The sequence below is a fragment of the Parapedobacter luteus genome, from assembly GCF_900168055.1.
GTDB classification, from domain to species: domain Bacteria; phylum Bacteroidota; class Bacteroidia; order Sphingobacteriales; family Sphingobacteriaceae; genus Parapedobacter; species Parapedobacter luteus.
In genome coordinates this window covers 233,833-260,730 of sequence record NZ_FUYS01000004.1, presented here as the reverse complement: position 1 = coordinate 260,730, position 26,898 = coordinate 233,833, and the positions used below count along the sequence as shown (strand labels likewise).

At 50.1% G+C, this 26,898-nt stretch carries 22 protein-coding genes and 1 tRNA gene; 17 read left to right on the top strand and 6 right to left on the bottom strand.

All coding sequences use genetic code 11. From position 1 onward, the window contains the following. Positions 1-45: 45 nt before the first annotated feature. The gene (locus B5X72_RS10175) at positions 46-1,332 is read right to left on the bottom strand and encodes a citrate synthase (RefSeq protein ID WP_079716769.1); all 1,287 of its coding nucleotides are present in this window, start codon (positions 1,330-1,332) and stop codon (positions 46-48) included. Between the two features lie 200 nt (positions 1,333-1,532). Here B5X72_RS10175 and B5X72_RS10170 point away from each other — a divergent pair, with 200 nt between their 5' ends. Together B5X72_RS10170 and B5X72_RS10165 are read left to right on the top strand one after the other, a co-directional pair. Beyond that, the gene (locus B5X72_RS10170) at positions 1,533-1,898 is read left to right on the top strand and encodes a BlaI/MecI/CopY family transcriptional regulator (RefSeq protein ID WP_079716768.1); all 366 of its coding nucleotides are present in this window, start codon (positions 1,533-1,535) and stop codon (positions 1,896-1,898) included. Between the two features lie 2 nt (positions 1,899-1,900). Then, entirely contained in the window at positions 1,901-3,589 is a 1,689-nt protein-coding gene (locus B5X72_RS10165) for a M56 family metallopeptidase (protein ID WP_079716767.1), read from the top strand. A 38-nt stretch (positions 3,590-3,627) separates the two neighbouring features. Here B5X72_RS10165 and pth read toward each other — a convergent pair whose 3' ends face one another. From pth to B5X72_RS10140, 5 genes are all read right to left on the bottom strand, one after another. Continuing rightward, on the bottom strand, positions 3,628-4,194 hold the full coding sequence (gene pth, locus B5X72_RS10160; RefSeq protein ID WP_079716766.1) for an aminoacyl-tRNA hydrolase: 567 nt from the start codon (positions 4,192-4,194) through the stop codon (positions 3,628-3,630). 108 nt (positions 4,195-4,302) lie between these two features. Continuing rightward, positions 4,303-4,488, bottom strand: coding sequence for a hypothetical protein (locus B5X72_RS20555; protein ID WP_139378633.1), 186 nt, complete (start codon positions 4,486-4,488; stop codon positions 4,303-4,305). Positions 4,489-4,632: 144 nt separating this feature from the next. Continuing rightward, positions 4,633-5,223: a 50S ribosomal protein L25/general stress protein Ctc gene (locus B5X72_RS10150; RefSeq protein WP_079716764.1), complete on the bottom strand. Its 591-nt coding sequence runs from the start codon at positions 5,221-5,223 to the stop codon at positions 4,633-4,635. 73 nt (positions 5,224-5,296) lie between these two features. Beyond that, positions 5,297-6,241, bottom strand: coding sequence for a ribose-phosphate pyrophosphokinase (locus B5X72_RS10145; protein WP_079716763.1), 945 nt, complete (start codon positions 6,239-6,241; stop codon positions 5,297-5,299). 266 nt (positions 6,242-6,507) lie between these two features. Beyond that, positions 6,508-6,578, bottom strand: a tRNA-Gln gene (locus tag B5X72_RS10140). Between the two features lie 204 nt (positions 6,579-6,782). Here B5X72_RS10140 and B5X72_RS10135 point away from each other — a divergent pair. The 15 genes from B5X72_RS10135 (at position 6,783) to B5X72_RS10065 (ending at position 26,894) form a co-directional block, all read left to right on the top strand. Next, positions 6,783-9,812, top strand: a complete 3,030-nt coding sequence (locus B5X72_RS10135; RefSeq protein ID WP_079716762.1) for a glycosyltransferase family 117 protein — start codon at positions 6,783-6,785, stop codon at positions 9,810-9,812. 9 nt (positions 9,813-9,821) lie between these two features. Continuing rightward, the gene (locus tag B5X72_RS10130) at positions 9,822-10,514 is read left to right on the top strand and encodes a helix-turn-helix transcriptional regulator (protein ID WP_079716761.1); all 693 of its coding nucleotides are present in this window, start codon (positions 9,822-9,824) and stop codon (positions 10,512-10,514) included. Positions 10,515-10,632: 118 nt separating this feature from the next. Continuing rightward, positions 10,633-13,653 (top strand): glycosyltransferase family 117 protein, encoded by a 3,021-nt coding sequence (locus tag B5X72_RS10125; protein WP_079716760.1) that lies wholly within the window; start codon positions 10,633-10,635, stop codon positions 13,651-13,653. A gap of 23 nt (positions 13,654-13,676) precedes the next feature. After that, on the top strand, positions 13,677-14,702 hold the full coding sequence (locus tag B5X72_RS10120; RefSeq protein ID WP_079716759.1) for a WD40/YVTN/BNR-like repeat-containing protein: 1,026 nt from the start codon (positions 13,677-13,679) through the stop codon (positions 14,700-14,702). A 44-nt stretch (positions 14,703-14,746) separates the two neighbouring features. Beyond that, positions 14,747-15,184 (top strand): type II RES/Xre toxin-antitoxin system antitoxin, encoded by a 438-nt coding sequence (gene parS, locus B5X72_RS10115; protein WP_176146158.1) that lies wholly within the window; start codon positions 14,747-14,749, stop codon positions 15,182-15,184. Positions 15,185-15,186: 2 nt separating this feature from the next. After that, positions 15,187-15,648 carry an RES family NAD+ phosphorylase gene (locus tag B5X72_RS10110; RefSeq protein WP_079716757.1) on the top strand — a complete coding sequence of 154 codons (462 nt, stop codon included), beginning with the start codon at positions 15,187-15,189 and terminating at the stop codon, positions 15,646-15,648. A gap of 223 nt (positions 15,649-15,871) precedes the next feature. Continuing rightward, a complete protein-coding gene (gene pyrR, locus B5X72_RS10105) occupies positions 15,872-16,423 on the top strand; it encodes a bifunctional pyr operon transcriptional regulator/uracil phosphoribosyltransferase PyrR (protein WP_079716756.1) in 552 nt (183 codons plus the stop codon). A 21-nt stretch (positions 16,424-16,444) separates the two neighbouring features. Beyond that, positions 16,445-17,380, top strand: a complete 936-nt coding sequence (locus tag B5X72_RS10100) for an aspartate carbamoyltransferase catalytic subunit (protein ID WP_079716755.1) — start codon at positions 16,445-16,447, stop codon at positions 17,378-17,380. 160 nt (positions 17,381-17,540) lie between these two features. Next, positions 17,541-20,570 carry a tetratricopeptide repeat protein gene (locus tag B5X72_RS10095; RefSeq protein WP_079716754.1) on the top strand — a complete coding sequence of 1,010 codons (3,030 nt, stop codon included), beginning with the start codon at positions 17,541-17,543 and terminating at the stop codon, positions 20,568-20,570. A 35-nt stretch (positions 20,571-20,605) separates the two neighbouring features. After that, on the top strand, positions 20,606-22,321 hold the full coding sequence (locus B5X72_RS10090) for a TonB-dependent receptor (RefSeq protein ID WP_139378632.1): 1,716 nt from the start codon (positions 20,606-20,608) through the stop codon (positions 22,319-22,321). A gap of 145 nt (positions 22,322-22,466) precedes the next feature. Next, complete coding sequence (locus B5X72_RS10085) at positions 22,467-23,519, top strand: SPOR domain-containing protein (RefSeq protein ID WP_217698125.1); 1,053 nt, start codon at positions 22,467-22,469, stop codon at positions 23,517-23,519. Between the two features lie 67 nt (positions 23,520-23,586). Continuing rightward, positions 23,587-24,288: a MotA/TolQ/ExbB proton channel family protein gene (locus B5X72_RS10080; protein ID WP_079716751.1), complete on the top strand. Its 702-nt coding sequence runs from the start codon at positions 23,587-23,589 to the stop codon at positions 24,286-24,288. A 13-nt stretch (positions 24,289-24,301) separates the two neighbouring features. Beyond that, positions 24,302-24,709, top strand: a complete 408-nt coding sequence (locus tag B5X72_RS10075) for an ExbD/TolR family protein (RefSeq protein WP_079716750.1) — start codon at positions 24,302-24,304, stop codon at positions 24,707-24,709. Positions 24,710-24,772: 63 nt separating this feature from the next. Beyond that, positions 24,773-25,594, top strand: a complete 822-nt coding sequence (locus B5X72_RS10070; RefSeq protein ID WP_079716749.1) for an energy transducer TonB — start codon at positions 24,773-24,775, stop codon at positions 25,592-25,594. 4 nt (positions 25,595-25,598) lie between these two features. Continuing rightward, the gene (locus B5X72_RS10065) at positions 25,599-26,894 is read left to right on the top strand and encodes a bifunctional folylpolyglutamate synthase/dihydrofolate synthase (RefSeq protein ID WP_079716748.1); all 1,296 of its coding nucleotides are present in this window, start codon (positions 25,599-25,601) and stop codon (positions 26,892-26,894) included. Positions 26,895-26,898: the final 4 nt, after the last annotated feature.

Here is a 26,898-nt window from a genome sequence, read left to right as displayed (position 1 = left end):
CGTGTAAACCCAACCGATGCTCGAATCCGTTGGGTTTACAAAAGATTATCGTTGATCCAACGGCACATAATCTCTTATCGTGCTGCCGGTGTATATCTGCCTGGGGCGACCGATGGGTTCCTTGTTGGCTTTCATTTCCTTCCATTGGGCAATCCATCCGGGTAGCCTTCCCAGTGCAAACAACACGGTAAACATATCCGTCGGGAAGCCCAATGCACGGTAGATAATCCCCGAATAAAAATCAACATTGGGATAAAGCTTGCGGTCCACAAAGTACTGGTCTTTCAGTGCAGCCTCCTCAAGCTCTTTGGCAATGTCAAGTACCGGATCATTGATGCCCAGTTTATCCAGCACCTCATCACAGGCCTTTTTTATAATTTTTGCACGCGGGTCGAAATTTTTGTATACACGGTGACCGAAGCCCATCAACCGGAAGGGGTCGTTTTTGTCTTTTGCCTTGGCCAACCATTTTGCACTGTTGCCGCCATCGTTTTTGATGTTTTCGAGCATCTCAATGACCGCTTGGTTGGCGCCGCCGTGCAGCGGCCCCCAAAGTGCGGAGATGCCAGCTGATATGGATGCATATAAATTGGCATTTGAAGAGCCTACGATACGCACCGTGGACGTCGAGCAGTTTTGTTCATGGTCGGCGTGCAAGATAAGCAGCTTATGCATCGCACTTACCACCGATTTATCAATGACAATGTCTTCGGTGATTTGGCCGAATGTCATATTGAGGAAATTGTGCACATAGTTGAGCTCATTGCGGGGATAAATAACGGGGTGGCCGAGGGATTTCTTATAGATCCATGATACGATGGTCGGCATCTTGGCCAATAGCTTGATGATGGTCAGGTTTTCTTCTTCCTCACTGGGATTGGGGTTAAGTGATTCAGGGTAGAAAGCTGACAGTGCTCCCACCAGGCAGGAGAGCTGCCCCATAGGATGCGATTTTGATGGAAAACCATCAAAAAATTTTTTCATGTCTTCATGGATGAGCGTATGGCGGCTGATTTTCTTCCTGAAGTCAAGTAAGGTGTCTGAAGAAGGCAATTCGCCATAAATCAGCAGGTACGCCACTTCCAAAAATGTCGAATGTTCAGCCAATTGCTCAATCGGATACCCTCGGTAGCGGAGTACGCCTTTTTCCCCGTCTAAAAATGTGATGGCACTTTTAGTGGCCCCCGTATTTTTGTACCCTGGGTCAACGGTAATTGCTCCCGACACATCGCGCAATTTCGATATATCGATACCTTGTTCATTTTCTGTGCCTGTGATAACAGGCAGTTCATAGGATTTTCCGTTTAATGATATTGAAGCTGTTTCTGACATAATCTAATTGGATGAATTGCAAATGTAATGAAATTGGGAAAATATAAAAGCGTTTAAACAGATTATTTGATGCCATTTTAATGTTAAATTAATATAATAACGACGGTGGCCAATGTGTGGCGCCATAAAACAAATCATTTTTAACGGAAATATTGGAGTTCTACGTTTTCCTCGTAACTTTACGTCACGAACATAAGCAAATGGAAAAACTGACTATTCAGGAAGAGGATGCCATGCAATTGATTTGGCGCAACAACGGTGGATTCGTCAAAGAGTTGCTTGAGCGCATGCCGGGAGAAAAAGTGCCGTACACTACGCTGGCTTCCACCATAAAAAACTTGCAGCGCAAGGGGTATGTAAAGGCAGTAAAGTATGCCAACGCTTATCGGTACGAGGCAATCGTTGCGGAGGAAGATTACAAAAAAATGTTTATGAGCGGTTTTGTGAGCGACTACTTCAAAAATTCCTATAAAGAACTGGTGAGTTTTTTCGCTAAGGAAGAAAAAATCAGTGCGGATGAACTGGACGACATCATCAGGATGATTAAGGAAGAAAAAAGCGAATAGCCGTGCCTGATGTTGTCATATACCTGCTGAAGGCCAATCTGGCCGTTATCCTGTTTTACGTTGTCTACAGATGGCTGTTGCGCAAGCTGACATTCTACACCCTCAACCGGTTTTACCTGTTGTTTGCCTTGTTTTTTTCGATGGGCTATCCCCTGGTGGACGTGGGTGCCCTGTTGGAAAAGGCTGATCAGACGTTGCCAGGCGAGGTTGTCTATATCATTCCTGACTGGCAGCAGGTACCTGCGGATACGTTTGATTGGTGGCCGCTGGTTACGGCATTGATAGGCGGTGGCGTGGCATGGTTTGCCATGAAGTTGTTGATGCGGCTGGGCAGCTTGTGGCGCATACACCGCGGGTCGCGGCCGGCAATGTGGCGGCTATTCCGTTACCGGCAGGTTTTTGGTAATGTGCTCCCTTTTTCTTTCTGGCAGCACATCTATGTCAATGTACACAACCACAGTGAATGTGAACTGGAGGAGATTTTTGAACACGAACAAATCCATGTGGACGGGCTGCATACGCTGGACGTCTTATTGGCCGAATTGTGCGGCGTGATTTGCTGGTTTAACCCTGGTGCTTGGCTGATCCGCCATGCAATCTACGAGAATCTGGAATTCATCACCGACAGGAGGGTGCTGCAAAGCGGCGTGGATAAGAAAGCCTATCAGTACAGCCTGCTGAAGGTAGGTACCTATGCGGCCGGCAGTCCGGCTATCGGGAACGGGTTTAATTTCAAAAGCCTGAAGCGCCGGATTGCGATGATGAATAAACGGCGATCGTCGCGGTTGCAGCTGGGGAAATACATGGTTGCCATCCCCGCAGTTGCTGTTTTCGTGCTGGTATTTACGGTGACAAAAGCATACCAGCATCGAACAGAAATGGATGGCCTACATCCGGCCGGCATTATTCCGGCTGTCGCGACGGCGGTGGATACTCCCTCCGTAGCAACGGTATCCGACGATGACGCTACGATGATGCTTGACGGCGGCTCGGACCCTATCGGGGAAACGGTGCCCAAGGGGACCGTTCCGGACAATCGCGCAGCGGAGCGGCTCAACTTCGCCGACATGTTTCCTAACGTGCCGCTGGCTAAGCAGGCTGCTTGGCGGACAGATAGCCTTTCTTCATCACCGCCATTATTTGTTGTAGATGGAGAAATATATCCCGAGCGGGATTTAAACGGGCTGAATCCGAACCATATCGAACGCATTGATGTGCTCAAAGGAGGAGAAGCCGCAACGGCACTGTATGGCCGCCGTGGCGATAACGGTATCGTATATATAACGACGAAGCGGGATGCCTCGGAGGGTGGCGGCCGCCGCACGTTGGATGGACTCGAAGAGGTTGCTGTTGTGGGAAGTCCGATGCGCACCACGGATACGCTTCAGGAAAGCAGCATCCGCATCAGGGGCTACGGCATGCAAACGCTGGGAGACAACGCCGTGACGGACAACAATGCGGACAATGCCGCAGGCCGTGTGGCTGTCAGGGGCGTAGCAACGGGCAATGCAGACTTCAATGGGGCTTTGGTTATCATTGATGGCGAAGAAAAAGAGGACATGACGCTCAAGCTGCTTCCTCCCGATGATATTGAGGCGATCCGCGTATGGAAGGACAAGGCGGCGGTCGACAAGTACGGCGACAAAGGGCGGAATGGTGTGATTGAAATCACGACCAAGCGCCGGCAATGATTTAGGTAGCCTTGGGGACCTGCAAATTTGGAAAGGAGCTATTTGTTGAACTGTGTCATGGTCAGCTCCACACCTACGTGGACAACGCTGTTTACCATCTGTACCGCACGTTCGATGAGGGTGGGTAATTCCAGCAATTCATCGTCATCAAATCCGCTTAGCACGTAATCTACCTGCCTACCTTTCGGAAAGTTATCGCCGATGCCAAAGCGCAGCCGGGGGTACCCTTGCCCTCCGCACAGTGCTTCGATGTTTTTTAGTCCGTTGTGGCCGGCGCTACTGCCTTTGGGCCGCAGCCGTATCTTGCCAAATGGCAGGGCGAGATCATCTACAATCACCAGGATATCTTCCAATGGAATCTTCAACTCGTGCATCCAGTAATTGACGGCTTTGCCACTTAAGTTCATATAGGTGGTCGGCTTGATGACGTATACGCTGTTGCCGCGTTGCCGGTATTCGGTATAGTAAGCATGCCGAAGAGTGGAGAAGGTAGTTCCTGCTTGTTTAGCCAGCTCATCGGCCACCATGAAGCCAATATTGTGCCGGGTATCCGCGTATTCCGGGCCAATGTTGCCAAGGCCCACTATCAACGTTTTTTTTGCCATTAACTGTTATGATGCAGCTTGTTATTTATTGTGCTGGACAGCACGATTGCTACATCGTCCGGCACTGTACGCATCGATGGCAGCAAAGATATACATAAAGGCTTAAAGCTAAAACATGTAATCTTCCAGCTTCATTGGGTATCCCCCTGGAAATTCACCGTATACATGGAGATAAGCCAATACATCTTCAGGTGTTTTTCGCTTTGTGATTTCTTCGAATATCCCCGCGAAATCCAGCGGGTCAACATGGTCAGCCTTGTAAGCCGCGAGTATTTCAGTGATTGATTCCACCATTGTTTCCGGGGTATCCGCGGAATATGGGGAATTTATTCCCAGGGATGTTCAAGACGGGCAGGGGCAGGTAGCCCATACTAAAACAAGCAACCCTCAGTGCTTGCGCAGCTGAGGGTTGCCCATTCACAGATGTGGTGTGATAAGTTATTTTTTCTTGTCAGCCTTAGCCGCTTCTTGTTCGGCTTGGCGCAATGCGCGCGACATGATGACTGATACAATGGTATCGTCAGCGTTATTGAGTACACGTGCATTTTCCAGTTGGATTTCGCCGACGCGGACAGACTTGCCTACCTCCAGGCTTTCCAAGCTCACCTCGATGTATTGAGGTAAGTCTTTCGGAAGTGCTTTTACGCGTAGTTTACGAAGTTTTTGTACCAATTTACCACCCATTTTTACGCCGGGGGAAGTACCGGTAAGCTTGATTGGGATTTCCAGGGCAACTTCTTTTTTATCGTTGAGCTCCAGGAAGTCCACATGGCGCACCTGGTCCGTCAAGGGATGGAATTGTGCGTCCTGAACGACAGCTTCGAACTTTTTGCCCTCAATTTCCAAGTCGATGAAGTGAACATCCGGCGTATAGATTGCCGGCTTCAAATCAGTTGCGGATACGGCAAAGTGGTATTGTTTTTCACCACCGTAGAGCACTGCGGGTACCTTACCAGCGTAGCGCAGCTCCTTCGCATCTCTTTTCCCTACGTTCTTTCTCAAAGAACCGCTAATAGCAATTGATTTCATTTTGAATCTAAAATTATGTTTAAAATTTGAGGCCGCAAAGATATGTAAAAATATTCTATATTTCTATTTTATGTCATTCTACTCTAAAAAGATTACTGATAGACCCGTGTTCATTGACATTCTTAATGGCTTCTGCAAACAGATTGGCCGTGGAAAGCACCTTGATTTTGGGACTGGGCTGCTTCAACGGAATGGTGTCCGTAACAATGAGTTCGGTGAGCGCAGAATTTTCGATTGTTTCATAGGCCTTGCCGGATAAAACAGGATGGGTACACACTGCACGCACGCTCGTGGCGCCGTTTTCCATGATGAGCGAAGCGGCTTTGGATAATGTGCCAGCTGTGTCGCAGATGTCATCAATGAGGACAATGTCCTGTCCGGTGACGTCACCGATAATGGACATGGATTCGATTTCATTGGCGCGTTTGCGCTGCTTGTCGCAAATGACCACCTCGGCGTTGAAAAACTTCGCAAATGTGCGCGCACGGTATGATCCGCCCATGTCGGGGGAGGCGATAGTCAGGTTCGGCAGGTTAAGTGACTTGATGTGTGGCACAAAGATAACCGATGCATCCAGGTGGTCTACCGGGATGTCGAAGAAGCCCTGTATCTGGGCGGCATGGAGATCCATGGTCATAATACGGTGTGCACCTGCCGCAGTAATGAGATTGGCAATCATTTTCGCGCCGATAGCTACACGGGGTTTGTCTTTGCGGTCTTGCCGCGCAAAGCCGAAATACGGCACTACGGCAGTGATGTAATGTGCCGAAGCGCGCTTCGCAGCATCGATCATGAGTAACAACTCAAATAGATTGTCCGTAGGTTGATTGGTCGACTGGATGAGAAAGATATCACATCCGCGGACGGATTCATTGTAAAATGGCTGAATTTCGCCGTCGCTGAAGCACGAAACGGTCATCGCACCGAGATCTTTGCCGTAAGCATGAGCGATTTTTTTGGCTAATTCCGTGGAGCCGGAACCGGAAAAAAGCTTTACCGGATTGAATTGCAAAGGCATGGTTCTGTTGTTGTTTTTGGGGTTAGCAAATGGATTGGGATATGGTGATGTTTCACTGTAAGGCTAAGATAAACATTGTTTCCACAACTTTCCTGTTTTTTTCAAAACATTTTATTCATAAGTATACTGCGCCAGTCCATACGGTGTGTAGTGTATCGCTGCACAGTTTACGAGATGCCAGTGTGCCATGAAGATTCGATTGCACGTATTAGAATACCTGTTAAAAAATTACGGATTGCCGCAAGACAATCCGTAATTTTTTTTTGTTGCCCGACCAGGATTCGAACCTAGACAAACAGAACCAAAATCTGTCGTACTACCATTATACTATCGGGCAATCCGAATCTTATATTACCACCCTTGCGAATGGGACTGCAAATATAGGGCGACAAAACAATTATTGCAAAAATATTTTATTTTTTGCTGCAAGGGCTTGATAGTATGCGTCATGTGTTAAAAAACCAAATATTATGTTTGTGTTACGGTACTATTCTTTATTTTCGGGGCGTGATTTTGTAATGGACCATTCGCACGATATTTTATGAACTACAATAAGATCAATAATATTATCGGTTGGTTATGCGGGTTGATCGCGACCACTGTATACGTTTTGACGGCGGAGCGCACCGCGAGCTTTTGGGACACGGGCGAGTTTATCGCCTCGGCCTATAAGATGCAGATTGTGCACCAGCCGGGAGCCCCGTTGTTCCTGATGCTGCAGAATGTCTTTTCGAATTTGGCGTTTGGCAACCCCGAGCGCATTGCGTTTTGGATGAACGTTGGCTCGGCGGTATCCAGTGGATTGACCATCGTCTTTTTGTTTTGGAGCATTACGGCACTGGCCCGCAAGGTGGTATGGAAGGCAGGGACAGATCTTACGGAAAGTGGTTTAATTCAAATCATGGGAGCCGGTGCGGTAGGTGCGTTGGCTTACACTTTCTCAGATACGTTTTGGTTTTCGGCGGTCGAATCCGAGGTATACGCCATGTCTTCCCTTTGTACAGCGGTGGTCTTCTGGGCGATTTTGAAATGGGAAGCACGTGCTGATGAGCAGGGGTCAGACAAGTGGCTGCTTTTCATCGCTTATATTATGGGGCTATCCATCGGTGTGCATCTCCTGAATTTGCTGGCAATCCCTGCGATCGCTCTGGTCATTTATTTCCGCCGTACGCAACGGGTCACAAGCGGCGGGGCACTTAAGGCATTACTTATCGGCTTTGTCGTGGTAGCCGTCGTATTGTGGGGGATTATCCAATACCTGATCAAGTTTGCGGCTTACTTTGATTTGTTTTTTGTGAATACACTGGGGATGGGTTTCGGGTCCGGCGTGGTGGTATTTGCCCTGCTGCTCATCGGTGGCACCGTTTACGGAATATGGTATTCCATACAGCGAGCAAAACCGTTGCTTAACATTATCCTGCTGTCGTTCGCTTTCATCGTATTCGGTTACAGTTCTTTTGCCATGATTCTTATCCGTGCCAAAGCGAACCCGACGTTGAATAACAGCGACCCCGACAACGCGTTTGCGTTCTTAAGCTACCTCAACCGCGAACAATACGGTGATAATCCGCTTTTTAAGGGGCCTTACTTTGACTCTCGGCCGATAGATGTCAACTACGGAAGTAAAATCTATCGGCAGGGGGCGGAAAAGTATGAGGTGGCCGGCCAAAATTTTGATTACGTTTTTGATCGGGAGACCATCTTCCCGAGGATATATGGCTATCGCGAGCCGTCCCACCAGCAATATTACCGCAGCTACCTCAACTTGGGCGAAAACGAGCAACCCACGTTTGGCGATAACCTGCGCTTTTTCTTCAGCTACCAGGTAGGCCATATGTATGGGCGGTATTTCCTTTGGAATTTCGTGGGCCGGCAGAATGATCAGCAGGGCCATGGTGATCTCACCACGGGCAATTGGATTAGCGGCATCAAGTTTATCGATCAGCTGCATGTGGGTGGACAAGACGCACTGCCGCAATCGCAGCTGACGGATCCTTCATACAATAAGTTTTATTTTTTGCCCCTGATTCTGGGATTGATAGGCGCGTTCTGGCACTTCAAACGCCGCCAGCGGGATGCAGGCGTGGTGGGGCTGTTGTTTTTTATGACCGGATTGGCCATCGTCCTGTACCTCAACCAAACGCCCCTGCAACCGCGCGAACGTGATTATGCGTATGCAGGGTCGTTCTATGCATTTGCCATCTGGATTGGCTTGGGTGTCGTGGGGATCAGTGATTGGTTGGTGCGGAAGCTCAATGCCCGTACGGCTGGGCTGGTGGCTGCCGTCATCGGCCTGCTGGCTGGCCCGGTGATTTTGGCTAAGGACGGGTGGGATGACCACGATCGCTCCCAGAAGTTCCTGGCGCGCGATATTGCCAAGGATTACTTGGAATCCTGCGCACCGAATGCCATTCTTTTTACATACGGGGATAACGATACGTATCCGTTGTGGTATGCCCAGGAGGTGGAGAACGTGCGGCCGGATGTACGCGTGGTCAACCTCAGCTTATTGAGCGCGGATTGGTACGTGCGGCAGATGAAAGACGGGGTGAATGAAGCGGAGCCGCTACCCATCACCATTCCGGATGAAAAATATGTAAAGGGAGTGCGCGACGTTATCTACTATCAGGACGCGAAAATTCCCGGTGCGGTCGAACTGAAGAATATCGTTGCCCTGATGTTGTCCGACAATCCGAATGATAAACGGCAGATACAGGGCGAGGCGCCTGAGAATTTCCTGCCGACCAAGAACTTGCAGCTTACCATCAACAAAGACGACGTCATCAAACACAACGTTGTCCCCGAACGCTGGCAGGATAGCATTGTTGACGTCCTCCAGTGGACTTACAACCGTAATTATGTATCCCGTGCAGAATTGGCCATCATGGATATCCTGGTAAACAACAATTGGGAACGGCCTATTTATTTTGCGACCACGGTGCCGAGCGAAAATTTCATGGGGTTGGACAAATACTTGGTTTCCGAGGGGTTTGCGCTCCGGCTGATGCCCATTAATATGGTACAGAACTCCTCACAGGGGTTGGTCAATGCAGACGCTGTATATGACCATGCCATGAATAAATATGTATGGGGTAACATGAAGAATTCACCGTACATCGACCCGGAATCGTATCGGATGATTAGCTTGATATTGAACAATATCTACGCGGCACCCGCCGAGGCGCTTATCGCGGAAGGCCGGATAGATGAAGCTAAAAAATTGCTGAACAATGCGCTGGAGACCTTGCCCGAACGAATTTACCGGATCATGGATGCTTACAGCTATTCCTTTATTGTAGACAACCTATATGCGGTGGGGGAGACGGAAAAGGCTAATGCACTGACCGAGCGCAATGTGAAGTATTTGGAGGAACAACTTCGCTACTTCGCCGCCATTGCAGAAACGAAGCCCAACCTGGAAATGCAAAACATTCAGTATAGCATGTTTACGTTGAATAGGTTTGCTGAATCAGCCAAAGAACATGGGCAGGACGATCTGGCTGCGCGTGTTTCCAAAATTTTCGGCCAGTATGAGGTCAGGTTCTTCGGAGGCGGCGTGCCCTCGAATTAGGAGACTGCCATGAACAGGATAGACCGTTTGTTTGGCATCCTAACCCTTTTGCAGTCGCGCCGGTACGTGATGGGCGATCAATTGGCCGAGCGGTTCGATATTAGCATCCGTACCGTGTACCGCGATATCAAAGCGCTGAATGAGCAGGGGATACCCGTAGGCTTCGAGCCAAACAAGGGCTATTTCGTCGTAGAGGGATATTTCCTCCGGCCGGTATCGTTCAGCTTGGAGGAGGCCAATGCCCTGTTACTGATGGAAAATCTGCTGACCGGGTTTGCCGATAAATCCATCCGCAAGCATTATTCCAGCGCGCTGAATAAAGTAAAAGCGGTGATGCGCGACTCCCAAAAAGAAAAGCTGGAATACCTGACCAGCAATACGGGGTTTCAACTTCCCAGGGACCTGAAAGGGCATGACTATGAGCACCTGTCCGCCTTGCAGGAGGCGGTCGTCTCCAAGACCATACTGGACATCCGCTATTGCAAGGCGGACGGCGAAGAAAGCGGCAGGCGGATAGAGCCCGTCGGCTTGATATTTTATGCGCTGAACTGGCATGTTATCGGCTGGTGCCACTTGCGCAAGGACTACCGTGACTTCAGGGTCTCACGAATCATAAGCTTGCGTAGCACGGGCCTGCCTTTTCAGAAGACCGATCACCCGTCTGTCAGCGAATTCATGAAGCAGTTGCCTGTGGATTACTGACACCGGCCATGCCGATGTTAAAAAATGTTAAATCGGGCCGTGGTGAGGATAACGTATCTGCTTATCCCTTAATTTTATGCAATTAATAACGTATTGCATACCGACTAACCGGATAAGCATGAATTACCAAAAGATCAACAATCTCGTCGGCTGGTTATGTGCGGCGACAGCCACAATCACCTATATATTGACCATGGAACCGACAACCAGTTGGTGGGATCCGGGCGAATTCATTGCTGCCGCGTACCGTATGCAGATTGTGCACCAACCGGGGGCGCCGTTGTTCTTGATGCTTCAAAATGTGTTTTCAAACCTCGCATTCGGTGATCCGCAACGCATAGCCTATTGGATGAATTTCGGGTCGGCCTTATCCAGCGGGTTGACCATTGTGTTCTTGTTCTGGACCATCACGGCGCTGGTGCGGAAAATTTGCTGGAAGAACGGTGAACCGCTCACCCCAATGGGGCTGCTTCAGATCATGGGGGCGGGTGTGGTCGGCGCGATGGCGTACACGTTTTCGGACACGTTTTGGTTTTCCGCAGTGGAATCAGAGGTCTATGCCATGTCTTCCCTATGTACGGCGGTCGTCTTTTGGGCCATCCTGAAATGGGAGGCGAGGGCCGATGAGCCGGGGGGCGACCGGTGGCTGGTGTTCATTGCATACATCATGGGACTCTCCATTGGTGTGCACTTGCTCAATTTATTGACCATTCCCGCACTGGCGCTGGTGGTGTATTTCCGCAGGACTTCCAAAGTGACCGCCCGAGGCGTGACGCGTGCGTTATTGATTGGTTGTGCCCTGCTGGCCTTCATTCTTTGGGGAGTGGTTCAATACCTCGTCAAATTCGCTGCGTATACCGACCTCTTCTTTGTAAATACGTTGGGAGCAGGATTCGGAACCGGCGCCGCTGTGTTTGCGCTGTCGTTGGTAGGTGGTATTGCCTATGGCCTGTGGTATACCATGCGCCGTGCAAAACCTATGCTGAACATGGCGTTTGTCTGTTTTAGCTTCATCATTTTTGGGTATAGCTCATTTGCCATGGTGCTTATCAGGGCGAAAGCCAATCCGTCCTTGAACAACAGTCAACCCGATGATGCTTTTTCGTTTTTATGGTACCTGAATCGGGGGCAGTTTGGCAGCGAGCCGTTGCTGAGCGGACCGTACTTTGATGCCAATATCGTCGATGTCAAACAGGGATCCAACACCTACCGTAAGGGTGAGACCAAGTACGAAGTGGCCGGGAAAGCATTGACATACGTATATGATCGCACGACGGTGTTTCCCCGCGTTTACAGCGATCGCGATTTCCATCCGCAGGCGTACCGCGCTTGGCTGGGCCTGGGCGACCAGGAACGGCCGGCATTTGCGGATAACCTTAGGTTTCTAACCACTTACCAGCTCGGTCACATGTATTGGCGGTATTTTATGTGGAATTTTGCCGGGCGGCAGAACGACAGGCAGCCGCTTTTCGAAAACTATACGGAAGGCAACTGGATTAGCGGCATCAGCTTCCTTGATCAGTGGCGGCTTGGCGGCCAAAATGATCTGCCCGAAGCGATGCGGATGGATCCTTCGCGCAATACGTTTTATTTCCTTCCGTTGTTGCTCGGCATTGTGGGGTTGGTTTGGCATGTGCGGCGGCATCGGAAAGACATGGCAGTCGTGGGGTTGCTGTTCTTTTTTACAGGCCTTGCTATTGTGCTCTACCTCAATCAGAGCCCGCTGCAGCCCCGTGAACGGGATTATGCTTATGCAGGTTCGTTTTATGCGTTTGCTATATGGATAGGCATGGGGGCGGCAGCGGTGGCAGACCTGCTGAACAGACGATTGAATCGGCACACCGCCGTACCGGTCGCCGTCGGGATCGCATTGTTCGCGGCGCCTATATTGATGGCTGCCGAAGGTTGGGATGATCACGACCGCTCGCAAAAGTTTATGGCCCGGGATATAGCACGCAATTACCTGGAATCCTGCGCGCCGAACGCCATTCTGTTTACTTATATCGATAACGATTCGTACCCCCTTTGGTACTTGCAGGAGGTGGAGGGCATAAGGCCGGATGTCCGTGTCGTAAATTTAAGCTTGCTGGGGATGGACTGGCAGGTGCGGCAGATGAAGAAGCCTATTAATGACGCCGGGGCACTGCCCATTTCCATGGAGGACCGCCAGTTTGTAAAAGGGCAACGCGATGTGCTTTATTATCACGATTATGGTATCCAGGATTCGGTGGAGCTGGAAACATTGCTGGCCCTGCTGCTATCCGATAACCCGTCAGACCAACTGGAATATTCAAACGGTACACGACGTAATTTTCTCCCGACCAAACGGTTTAAGCTGACGGTGGATAAAGATCAGGTAATTGAAAACCAGGTAGTGCCTGCGAAGTGGTACGGGGATATCGTAGATACCATGATCTGGAATTATAACCAGGATATCGTGACCCGTGCAGAGCTGGCAATGATGGACGTCCTCGTGCATAATGCGTGGAAACGCCCCATATACTTTGCGTTTTCGGTGCCTGAACGTCAACGGCTCGGACTTGACGACTACCTGGTGTCCGAAGGGTTTGCCTTAAGGCTGATGCCGGTAAACGCACGAGCGGAAGGTAAAGACGGTAAGCGGTTGGTCAATACGGAGGCCACTTATGAAAACATTATGCAGCAATATGCCTGGGGCAACATGAAAGAAACGGCACACCTTGATCCCACCTCCTATGCGCTCGTGGGCCAATCGATGAAGGTGTTTTCAGATACAGCCGAGATGCTGATAGCGGAAGGAAAGAAAGATGCCGCACATGATGTAGTAAACCGTGCGGTGGAGGTGCTGCCCGAGCGGATCCATCTGGTGGAGCTCGCCGCGCGTTACCCCGTATTGACAGATCAGCTGTATGAGGTGGGAGAAACGGCTAAAGCCAATGAATTGCTGGATCGGAATGTGGCTTTTTTGGATGAGCAGCTGGCTTACTACGCGGCCATCGCAGCGACCAAGCCCAATATCGAGGGCATGGCCATACGCGATAGCCTGGTTGCATTGCAACAATTTGCATTTGTGGCAGCGGCGCGCGGACAGCAAAAGCAGCATCAGGCGGCTATGGCTGTGTTTGACCGGTATCGGCAAGTGTTTTTTGACAAGGGTTAGGGGCGGTTAACGAAAGGAATACGATGAAGTGGTTATTAGGCATCATCAGTAGCTGTGCCGTGGTGCTATCTGCATACGGACAAGGGGCACAAATCGCGATGTTGGAAGGGGGTAAGCCAACCAGTATCCGTGGGCTTTCAGTACTCGACGATTCGGTAGCTTGGGTAAGCGGGAGCGCTGGTTGGGTAAGCCGTACGACGGATGGCGGACGAACATGGCGCTGGCAACAGGTAGCCGGCCATGAAGCGACAGACTTCCGTGATATCGAGGTGTTTTCGGGCCTTGAGGCAATTATTATCAGCGCTGGATCGCCCTTAGTGATACTCCGCACTACTGATGGGGGCACGACCTGGCAGGAAACCTACCGGGATGAGCGGCACGAAATTTTTTTTGACGGCATGGATTTCTGGGACAACGGGAGGGGACTGGCCTACGGTGATCCGATTGACGGCGTTATGCAACTGCTGGCAACCGAAGACCGGGGAAAGACATGGCAAGACATCAGTGAACAGGCCGACGTCCGTCTGGGCGATGGTGAAGCCGGGTTTGCTGCCAGCGGGACCGGCATCCGTACCTTGTCGGCAGGGCATGCGTTTATCGGCACAGGGGGCAGCCACGCCCGGCTTTTGCATTCAGCAGACCATGGGAATACGTGGCGGGCCTATGGTTGCCCGATTATCCACGGCAGCGCTTCCACCGGAATATTCTCCGTGGCCTTCCGGGATGAAAGGCACGGTGTCGTAGTTGGCGGTGACTATCAGGTAGATCGGAGCACGGACAGTGTCGTATTCGTGACTGCCGACGGTGGTGCTACATGGCAACAGCCGATGGTGGGTACCCATGGTTTCCGTTCGGCCGCCGAGTATGTAGGTGCGCGTGATTTAGTGGCCGTTGGTACATCGGGTGTGGATATTTCGTCGGATGGCGGGATGACGTGGAATGCCGTTTCAAAGGAGGGTTTCCATGTGGTGCGGCAAGCCAAAGCCGGTACCTGGGTGGTTCTGGCTGGGGCAAATGGGCGGATAGCCTCCTTACAAATGAATTTTTAGGAGTCAAACAATTGTCGTATGTTTGCATGACAAAAGGCGTAATCATGAAAGCTATCCAATACGACAAGCCGCAATCGTCGGCCATAAGCGCTCGACTAGCTACGGAGCCGGCGGCTATGTATTTGTCTTCTGTGGAGCTCGGTTTGTTTCCGATATCCCAATTTGAATCCCTTAGCGAGAAGTTGCCTTTCACGCAGCAGGAATGGGCGGGCATTCTCCACATTAGCGAGCGTACGTTGCAGCGCTACCTTAAGGATCAGAAACCATTCGAAGGGTTACATGCCGAGCATCTTCATCAGCTGGCTGCGTTGGCCAATACAGGCTTGTCGGTTTTTGACAATGTAAAGGCTTTTGAAGCCTGGCTTCGTATGCCGAAGTCCATCCTTGGCAAGGATATTGGATTCGAGGCGCTACAGTCTTTTGGTGGGGTTCAGCTTATTGCCGATGAGCTGGGCCGGATGATTTATGGTGTTTACAGTTGAGCATGAAGGTGTACCGGTTGGCTGCCCGAAATTACATCATGGACATGGCAGGTGTGGGAGCCCGATTGTACGGCGGTCGCTGGAATCCAAAAGGCCTGGCCTGTCTGTATACCAGCGAACATATTTCGCTCGCTTTGTTGGAGAAATTTGTACATGCCCGGGGGAGGGAAAATATGACGGAATTGATGCTTTTGCAAATTGAAATACCGGAAGCTGCGGGCCGGATTTACCATGCCGATAGTTCGCGCTTGGTGGATGATTGGCCGGATAACGTTGGTTATTCGCAGTGGTTAGGCGCACAGATCCTCAACGAACCTTCCATTGTGGCCTTCTCCGTGCCGTCGGTAATTGTTCCATCTGAGCGCAATGTCATTATCAATACACAGGCCGTGAATTTCAATGCCCTGAGATTTTCCAAACCTGAAGTTTTTACGATGGATTCGAGGCTGTTGGATAGGCTGTGATGGCGGAAAAATATTGTACGGGGACATGGTAAGTCAAAAAAATGTAGTAGGTTTGTGCCGTATTCCGTGCCGATTTGAAAGTCAGTTTCGACTGAGGCCTGATAGGTCAGTGCCCGACGGAAAAGGCGATGAAATGCAGGTTCCATCTGGCCAAAGGAAAACTCAGCGTAGCGATCTCATTGATGCCACTGAAGAACATACAATCAATCAATAATTGTTTTTGATGAAACAATCTATATTATTGGAAGGTCAGAAATTCCAGATTACTATTCAGCGACTGTGTCATCAACTGATAGAGAATCATGCCGACTTCTCCGATTCGGTGATTATTGGTATTCAGCCCCGGGGTATCTATCTTGGAAGGCGGATTGTGGAGGAGCTAAAGGAGATAGAAGGCGTATCGGCCATTGCTTACGGTGAGTTGGACATCACCTTTTTTCGCGACGATTTCCGAAGAAAAGACAGTGGGCCGCTGGTGCCGAGCAGCACACATATTGATTTCATTGTAGAGGGCAAGAAGGTCATCCTTATGGATGACGTGCTGTGGACCGGAAGGACCATCCGCGCGGCGATGGATGCACTGCAAGCATTCGGACGTCCTGCCAAGATAGAATTGTTAGTCCTGGTGGATCGTCGTTTTTCACGGCAATTGCCCATCGAGCCCGATTACATCGGCATTCAGGTGGATTCCATAGATTCACAACGGGTAACCGTGAGGTGGAAAGAAGTGGATACGCACGATAGGATTACATTACTGACAGAAGAAGAAAGTTAAGACCATCGTTTTTTGCAATCAATGACAACATCAAGGCAACTCAGCACGCGTCACCTTTTAGGTATTAAAGACCTTAACGAGGACGATATTCAGCTTATTTTCGAGACAGCTGACAATTTCAAGGACGTGCTGAACCGTCCGATAAAAAAGGTCCCTTCGTTGCGTGATATCACGATAGCCAATGTCTTTTTTGAAAACTCTACCCGTACGCGGCTTTCGTTTGAGTTGGCGGAAAAGCGGCTATCTGCGGACACCATCAACTTTGCGGCTTCTTCGTCCTCGGTGAGCAAAGGAGAGACGCTCATCGATACCGTAAACAACATTTTGGCCATGAAGGTGGATATGATTGTCATGCGGCATCCGTACCCCGGGGCGGGGATTTTTTTGAGTAAACATGTAAAGGCACAGATCGTCAATGCGGGTGACGGCGCGCATGAGCATCCTACCCAAGCTTTATTGGATGCGTTCTCTATCCGCGAACGTTATGGGGATGTAGCGGGGAAGAAAGTCGCTATTATTGGCGATATCTTGCATTCTAGGGTCGCGTTGTCGAATATCCTATGCCTCCGCCAACTGGGTGCGGAGGTAATGGTGTGCGGCCCCACGACCTTAATACCCAAATATATCAGTTCGCTCGGGGTAAAGGTTGAGTATAACTTAGTCAATGCACTCAACTGGTGCGATGTAGCTAATATGCTGCGTATCCAATTGGAAAGGCAGGATATTGCCTATTTCCCGTCCCTACGGGAATATGCCATGCTTTACGGGTTGAATAAGCAATTGCTCGATTCACTCGACAAAGAGATAACGATCATGCACCCCGGACCGATAAACCGTGGCGTGGAGATCACCAGTGATGTGGCCGACAGCCATCATTCGATTATCCTGGACCAGGTGGAAAATGGTGTGGCTGTACGGATGGCCGTATTGTATTTGCTTGCGGGTACACGCGGATAAGGTGCTTTAGCGGGGCAATGTTATTAACATTTGTGGACAACTTTTGAGGAAAACGTCATGGTTTCCCCGTAATTTAGGGGGTTGGATTGGCGTTGAGTGTATTTTATGGCCCCAACTTTGTGTGGAAATCGAGGAAAACGAAAATAGATTAATTTGAAGCATGTGTAATCGGATTTATCAGTTAGGTTTACTATTAAGTTTAGCAGCATCACCTGCATTAGCGCAGCAAAGCGCATGGCAGGAAGTCAACCAGGCATACAAAACCGGTATGGAGTTGTACGAAAAAGGGAAGTACGCCGCAGCTGCAAAGCACTTCGATAAAGTGGAAGCGATCCGGATAAATTCGACCTTGCAGGAAGATGAACATGCCGAGCTGACCCTGCTGAAAGAAAATGTCCGTTTTTATCAGGCTATCTGCGCGCTTGAACTGGAAGAGTCTGACGCCGAGAGCCGCTTCCTTCGTTATATCAAGGATTACCCAGCCAGTGCAAATGCTAAGGCTGCGTACTTCCAGGTGGGTCGATCCTATTTCGCGAAGAAAGATTACAAAAAAACGCTGGAATGGTTTAACAGGCTGGATAGCCGCAATTTAGCGGGGCGCGAAAATAAGGAATTCCGGTATAAACAGGCCTACTCCTTTTTCATGACAGATGATTATGCCTCGGCAAAGCCGCTTTTCCAGCAGCTTAAAGATGAGGGAGGAGTTTACCAGGAAGCATCCATTTACTATTACGCCTACCTGTGCTACCTGGACAGGGAGTTTAAAGTTGCCCTGGCTGAATTTGAGAAGTTGAAAGGTTCGAAGACCTATGAGGCGACCTATCCTTATTACATCACGGCCCTGTACTATCTTGATCACCGGTATGATGATGTGTTGGACTATGCGCTGCCGATATTGGAGACCACCAAGCAAGCGCATGAAACGGATATGTTTCGTATCATAGCCGCGACCTACTTTGCAAAGAACGATTTTGAGCGGGCCAAGGAATACTATGACAGGTTCCAATCAGCCGATCAGGGCAAGACCCAGAATAACCAGGATAGCTACCAGATTGGTTATATCGCTTACAAAAATGGCGACTATGAAAAAGCCATTGCCGAATTGGAGAAAATGGAGGAACCTGATGCGTATTACCAAAGTGCAATGATTGCGCTCGGCGATGCCTTCCTGAAGGTGGGCAACAAACAGAGTGCCCGTAATGCATTTTTCAAGGCCTCCAAGCTGGACTTTGACCCGGCGCTGAAGGAAGAAGGGCTCTTTAACTATGCGAAGCTATCGTACGAACTGGAGTTTCACCAAGTGGCATTGGAGGCCGCAAAGGAATATTTGGACACCTATCCGAACAGCAAGCGGCTGGAGGAAGCCAAAACGCTTTATGCGGAGACACTGTTGGGCACCAACAACTACCGGGCAGCGGTGGATATCCTGGAATCGATCAAAAACCGTGGTCGAGAAGCCGATGCCGCCTACCAGAAAGTTACTTACTACCGGGGATTGGAGTTTTACAACGAGCGGGCATTCGAAAACAGTATCTCGTTGTTTATGCGATCGGAGCAATATTCTATCGATCCGGAAATCGCTGCGTTAGCGACGTACTGGAAAGCCGAGGCGATGTACGAAGTGCGTAAATATGGCGAAGCTGTACAGAATTTTTCACGTTTCCTGCGCATGCCTGCCGCGCGCAATACCGACGTTTATGCCTACGCAAACTATGCGCTGGCTTATGCCGCGTTCCGGAACAACAGCTTTAATACCGCCGCCAATTATTTTGAGCGTTTTCTGTCTACTGGGGGCAACGCCATAGAGCCCAACGTACGTAACGACGCCATTGCACGGCTGGGCGACTCGTACTTCTCGATGCGCAATTACGGCAGGGCCATGCAATACTATGATCGGCTGATCAATAGCAAAGCGTCCAGCCAGGATTATGCGTTGTTTCAACGGGGCATCATTCAAGGCCTGCAAGGCAATAACGATGCGAAGCTCAGTACGCTGCGATCGGTCGTGGAGCGGTTCCCCAACTCGAACTATGCAGACGACGTAGCGTTTGAAATCCCCTACACTTATTTCACCATGGGTGATTACGATACCGCTATTGACGGGCTGCAGCAAATGATTGAGAAATATCCGCGCAGCAGTTACGCTCCGCGGGCATTGATGACGATCGGCCTTGTCCAGTATAATAAGGATGACACTGAGGCGGCGATGGCGACATTTAGAAGGGTCGTGGAGGAACATTCCACAACCGACGAGGCCCGGCAGGCGCTGCGGTCTATTGAAAACATTTACCTGGACAGGGGCGATGCTTCGGGGTATATCAACTACGCCACGAGCACGAATATTGGCGACCTGTCTACCGCCGAGCAGGATAACCTGGCATTCCAAGCGGCCCATACCTTGTTTGCACGCGGAGAATACCAGGCCGCGGTGGAGGCTATCAATGCGTATTTTGATAAATTCCCCAAGCCGATACAGGAAAAACATGCCCGCTATATCCGAGGTGTGAGCCTTTACCGGACCGGTCACCCTAAGGAAGCATTGCACGATCTGAACATCATCCTCAACGATTGGACCAGCCAGTATACTGAGAATACCTTGCTTACGGTATCGGAGCTTTACCTTGGTTTGGGGCAGTACAACGAAGCAATTGTGCACCTTAAGAAATTGGAACTTACGTCTGAATACAAGGCCAATTACGGGTATGCCGTAAATAACCTCTTGGTTTGCTACTATGAGATCGGCGATATGGAACAGGTCATCAAGTATGCCAAGCTGATCAAGGATTATGATCGCTCGTCTGAAGAAGATATTGCGAAAGCGCACCTGTATACGGCGAGGGCCCTCCTGCGCCAAGGAGATACCCAAAATTCGATGAAAGAATTGAACCTTGCAGCCCTAAAAAGCCAGACTGTGGTGGGCGCCGAGGCGCGCTATCGGGTTGGCCAGCTGCAATACGAGGCCAAGGACTATGACAAAGCTATCGAATCTGCTTTCGAGGTGATTAACAATATGGCATCACATGATTATTGGGTAGCCAAGAGCTTTATTCTACTGGCTGACGCGTATGCGGGGAAAGGTGATGATTTTCAGGCAAAGAGCACGTTGGAGAGTGTGATTGAAAATTATGAAGGTGAGGATGACGTGATACCTTCTGCAAAAGAGCGTCTACAAAAATTGAATAATAAGTAACGGGAATTTAATAACTTATGATCTTTCATACATCAATGCGCTACAGGTATTTGCTTACAGGGATTTTTTCGGGCATGATCATGATGGGGTACGCCCAGGAAGAGCAGAAGGACGAAAGACCTGCTACTATTGATTCGATTGATGTCGTACGCGATTACCGTCCGATATTGGCGGACGCCGTGAAAATACGGCGCAGCCCTGATATGACCAATAAACGGCAATACCAGCCAAAGCTGACTTATCACATCCTGGATAGAAAGCTGGATATCAACACAGGTACCAAACAGCTTACCATCCAGGAGATGCCTTTTACGAGGACACAAGCGCTGACCAACAATTACGTGAAGGTCGGCGCCGGTAATCTGGGTTCGATATTGGGAGAAGTCTATTTGAGTTCAGACTATTATGTAGATACGCGGTTGGGCGGCTATGTAAAGCATTTAAGCCAACAAGGAAGCTACGAAGAGCAAAAGTTTTCGTCACAACAAGTGGGCGTGTTTGGCCGGACGATACTTGGTCCTATCACCCTGGACGGTGAAATTGGCTACAATCGGTACGGAACGCGGTTTTACGGTCTGGTCGGCGATATCGATGGCACGAATTTGAACCTCAACCCCGCCAAGCAGGCGTTCAATGATATTTATTTTACCGGTGAATTGACGAGCAATTACGATGAGCAAGCAACGGACGCACTTTCTTATTCGCTCAAGGCAGATGCATACAGTTACAGCAATGCCTATGAAACCAAAGAAAGTGCTTTTGCCTTGTCAGGTTATGTGAATAAACAGCTTAATGTATTCAATGTCGGAGCAAACATTTCCGGAGATTTTACCTCGGTAAAAGACGCTTCGTATGACTTGGGCAACCATATCGCCCGGATAAATCCTTACATACGTTTTCAGGGTTCGAACTACAACATTACGTTGGGCGCTAACTTTGTGTCTGAATTTGGCGATTCTTCGCGGACCAACATCTTTCCTTCAGCAGAAATCGATTTTGCACTAATCCCGCAATATGCGCACCTTTTTGGTGGGATCAACGGTGACGTGAATAAGACATCGGTCAAAGAACTGACCAAGGAAAACCCTTGGCTGGGCGCATTGGGGGGGACAAACTATATACGCAATTCGGTGGATCGCATGCAAATATTCGGCGGTATTAAGGGGAATGCAGGCGCGACCTTCGGCTATAAAGTAAAAGCGTTCTACCGCCGTATAGAAGGCATGCCATTTTATGCGGTCGCTCCGGATAGACCTTACGAATTTGGCCTGCTCTATGAGGATGGCGAAAATGCCAGCACCATTATCGGACTGGAAGGCGAGCTCAATGTACGTGTGTCGGAGGTCGTAACGATCGGGGGCAGGTTGAATTTCAATGAGTTCGACCTGCAACGCGAGGAAGAGGCCTGGTATATGCCCAAAATGCGCTTGGCGGCTAACGCCCGGTTCAATATCAGCGATAAGCTATATATCGACGGCGAGTTGCTGTTCCAAGGGCAAACGTATGGCTTGGTACGAGATGCGAATATTGATTTATCGGAGTATTCCATCACCGAGTTGGGTGGTACAGGTGCCCGTAAAACCACCATCCCGTCGTTTGCCGATCTAAGTGCTGGCGCGGAATACCGGGTGACTGACCAGATAGGCGTTTATCTGCGGATGAACAATATGCTGGGTACCCATTATGAACGGTATCTGTTTTACCCGAGGTTGGGATTGAATGTCATCGGTGGTGTAAACTTTTCGTTTTAATGGCTAGCACTTAGCGTTAGAGGCTGTTTTTGTAACTTGCATATAAACGGCAAGTTAGCTAAGTTTGCGGGTCGAGCGTCGGCAGTTATGACGTGGTAAGTAAAGGGAATCATATCGTATGAATTTGGGTCTGTGTATAGTGAATTTGTTAAGGCGATACCCAGCAGTGGATGTGCCGGAGATCGGTGTGTTTAAGGTAACGCATGTAGCTGCGTCGTACGATGAAAAGCAGTCGGCCTACCTTCCGCCTACGAGCTATATTGAGTTGATAGAAAGCGATGCGGAAGCGTTTCCAATTATCACTTACCTGCAAAGGCAACGTCATGTGGATGAGCAGACAGCCAAGCGTATACTGGATAAGGCAGTTGCGCAGGTTATGGAATCCATCAGTCGCCATGGCCAGGCGCTATTGACGGGGCTGGGCTATTTATTTGCTGATGGTGCTTCCTTGCTATTCAAGCCTTTTGACATGGAGGGCTTCGGCCTGAAGCCCGTCAAGGAGCCCGCCCTTGTACAGAAACAGCCGTCCGTTGCAGCCGCTACGGCGGAGCCGAATGAACAAAAGGTGGTGCCAGCGCCGGTTGCTGAAACCAACGGGGCGGTCACCGAGCGAGAGGAAGCAACCGATGAGGTGTCAATAAGCGGAAAGCGGCGCTCGCGCTGGCTGGTTGCAGCGGTGCTTACCGCTGTGCTGTTGTCCACAGCTGTCGGGTTGGCGTGGTATTTCAAGCCAGCTTGGTTTGAGCGGGCAAAGTTGGCCGCGATTTTTGGGCAACGGGGAAGCGATGCTGCCCATAAGGAGGATAGCGATCCGTCAGACCAGCCTACTCAACTGCATGTTGTTACCGCCGATACGTCCGAGTTAGACACGGCATTGGCCGCCATGTCTGCGGATAGTATCGTAGCAGATAGTGTGGCACATCCGGGGAACGGCATGGTTGCAAAACCATCGGTCACTTATGAAATTATTGTCGGCTCGTTTGCCACAATGGCGCAAGCTAATAAATATGTCGCGCAGATGAAAGCCAAAGGCTATGATCTTTATGCCATCGAGAGCCGGATGCCGGGCAACCGGAAAAAGATAAGCTGGGGATCTTTCGCGACCGAAGAAGAAGCGTACCGTGAGTTGGCGAGGGTACAAAAGACGTTCGAACCGGGTGCTTGGATAGCGAAAATAGAACACGGCGAGGAAAAATAATAAGGAGATAAGTAATAAAATTTAATAAGCAGATTATAAAACAAGCTCAGGAAACCACCAACAATTTATGTCACTATTACAACAAGACACCGTATACCCGCTTGATAGCTTAGCGGGGGCTGCACAGCAAACCGTAGAACTTGCAAACGAACAAGTAAGCTTGATTGGGCTTTTGGTAAAAGCAGGATGGATCATGGTTCCATTGGCGCTCTTACTTTTTGCCACATTGGTCGTTTTTATTGAACGATACCTGACCATCAAGAAGGCATCAAAATATGATCCCAGTTTGATGTCGCACGTAAAGCAGAGTGTACTATCAGGAAGATTGGACTCCGCGCTATCCGTATGCCGAGCAAGTAACAGCGCGCTTGGACGAATGCTTGAGAAAGGGCTGCTGCGCATTGGTAGGCCCATCAAAGATATCGAGGGTGCCATTGAGAACATCGGCAAACTGGAGGTCGCGAGATTAGAGAAAAACCTTAATCTATTAAGTATCATTGCCGCGGTAGCGCCGATGCTGGGGTTCGTCGGTACCATTTTCGGTGTTATCATCATCTTCAGGGATGTAGAGGCTGCAGGTGGAATCGATATCGCCAGTGTCTCAGGAGGATTATATGTAAAGATGATAGCCTCGGCTGCGGGGTTGACCATCGGCATTTTGGCGTTCTCCGGATACCATGTGTTGAATACCATGCTCGAGCGATTGATTCTCCGGATAGAAACAGATGCCATAGAGTTTGTTGACTTGTTGGATGAGCCGGGGGCTTAAATAGGCTAATGCGATGAATTTACGAGCAAGACGAAATAAATCAGAAGTTAGGGTATTTACGGATTCGTTGAACGACATCATGTTTTTCCTGATGTTGTTTTTCCTGTTGGCCTCTGCTGTGGCAAACCCGCAGGTCGTGAAATTACTGTTGCCCCGTTCGAGTGCGGGTGAGCAATCAGTCGCGAAGAAGACGGTGACGGTGTCTGTGACCCAGGATTTGAAATATTATCTTGATAAGCAGGAGGTGCCTTACGCTAATCTATCGAACGCTATCCAGGCCTATGTCCAGCCGGGAGAGGAGCTGACCATTATGCTGTATGCAGATAGCACGGTGCCGATACAAAATATTATCTCGGTGATGGATATTGCCAATAAGCTCAAGATACGATTGGTATTGGCAACCGAACCACTGCGGGAATAACAGGTTGATTTATGGAATGCGTATTGGGCACGCATCTAATTAAAAGGGGACGTTTTAAACACCATGGGCTATTATCACTTACAGGAAGACAACAACTACCCGAAGGCGTTGTGGATTTCGGGCGGCGTGATGGGCGGGCTGTTACTGCTTAGTTTTTTTATCATGATCGGTTCTGCTTTCCCTGAAATTGGGACAGGAGGCATTATTGTCAATTACGGCACTGCGGAAGTGGGCATGGGGGATGACTACATGACCGTCGACGAGGCGTCCATGGATCCAAATGCTAATCATGTACGGCCGGATAGGATAGACCCACAGCAGGAGACACAACCGACGCCGTCCCAGCAGGTAACCGAGCGGACAGTCGCTACCCAAGATATGGATGATGCACCGGCTGTGGTGGCTAACGAAACAAAAAAGGCCAACGCCGAGGAGGCTACCGTAGAAAAAAAGGAAAGTAAACCGGCAGTCAATCCCAATGCCCTGTACACCGGCAAGCGCAATAATGCCGCAGGAAGGGGCGATGGTACGGGAGCCGAAGGAGGCAATCAGGGAAGCGCCCAGGGTGATCCGCTGGCAGCAAACTATGGCGAAGGCGGGTCGGGCTTTGGTACCGAGGGGCTCACCATCGCAAATAGGCGCTGGGTTGTGCCGCCGCAAATTGAAGACAACGGCCAGCAGGCTGGGGTCGTGGCGGTGGAGGTGCATGTAGCGCCAAACGGAACGATTACTTATGCCCGGGCGGGCGTGAAAGGCACGACCTTGCCCGACAGAAGCCTTTGGGAAAAATGCGAGCGTGCTTTGCGCGGAGCGCGGCTGAATGAGCTGGAACGGGCACCAACTGTTCAGAAGGCCATTGTTCCGGTTCGATTTCGGTTGAAATAAGCGCATGCAATACGAAGAGGCGGTCGACTACCTGTACGCGCGTTTGCCGATGTTTACGCGCGATGGTGCATCGGCGTTAAAAAAAGATCTGACTAACACTTACCGACTTTGCGAAGCGCTCGGCAACCCGCAGGAGCGCTTTAAGGCGGTGCATATTGCCGGCACGAACGGCAAAGGCTCTACGTCGCATATGCTGGCGGCCATCCTGCAGGCTGCTGGTTACAAAACCGGACTCTACACCTCACCGCATTTGCTGGATTTCCGCGAGCGGATACGCATCAACGGGGCCATGATTGCCAAGCAGGCAGTCGTTGACTTCGTAGGCGAATACCAACCGTTGATAGCGGCCGTCGAACCTTCATTCTTTGAAGTGACGGTTGCAATGGCATTTAAGTGTTTTGCTGACGAACAGGTAGATATCGCTATCGTCGAAACGGGGTTGGGAGGCAGGCTTGATTCGACCAATATTATCACCCCCTTGCTCTCCATTATTACCAACATTGGTTATGACCATATCCAGCTATTGGGCAACACGTTGCAGGAGATCGCCAGTGAAAAAGCCGGAATCATCAAACCGGGTGTGCCAGTGATAATCGGCGAATGGCAGATGGAAGTGGCCGGTGTTTTCGAACGTGCCGCTGCCGTCCATGCAAGCCGCCTGATGTACGCATCGCAGCTGTGGCAGGTGACGTCCATGAACAAGCACTCGGGATTCTTGCACGTAAACGTCAACCATCGGTCTGCAAGGAACGAAGCGGTGTATGCATTGGATTTGACGGGTAGCTACCAGACGAAAAACCTTGCTACCGTACTTTGTGCGGTGGATGAGCTGCGACGGATGGGATTTTCCATTACTGATACGCATGTGGGGCAAGCCCTGATGCAAGTGCAGCACCTTACCGGCTTGATGGGCCGCTGGCAGACGCTGTCGGTTGACCCATTGGTTATTTGCGACACCGGCCATAATGCCGATGGGTGGCGCGAAGTGCTGGCGAATATCAGCGCCACGCCTCATCATGCGTTGCATATGGTCATCGGTGTGATGCGCGATAAGGACTTGAACAACATGCTTCCCATGCTGCCCCGGGAGGCCCGCTATTATTTTTGCCAGGTGGCGATGCCCAGGGCACTCCCTGCGCAAGAGCTGCATGCCGCAGCCATAAACTATGGCCTGGAGGGCAGCGCATTTACCAGCGTGCGCGAAGCGTTGCAGGCGGCGAGGCAGCACGCAGGGGCGGATGATCTGATTTTCGTCGGCGGGAGCACATTCGTGGTTGGCGAATTGTTGGCGATTTATTGAGGCG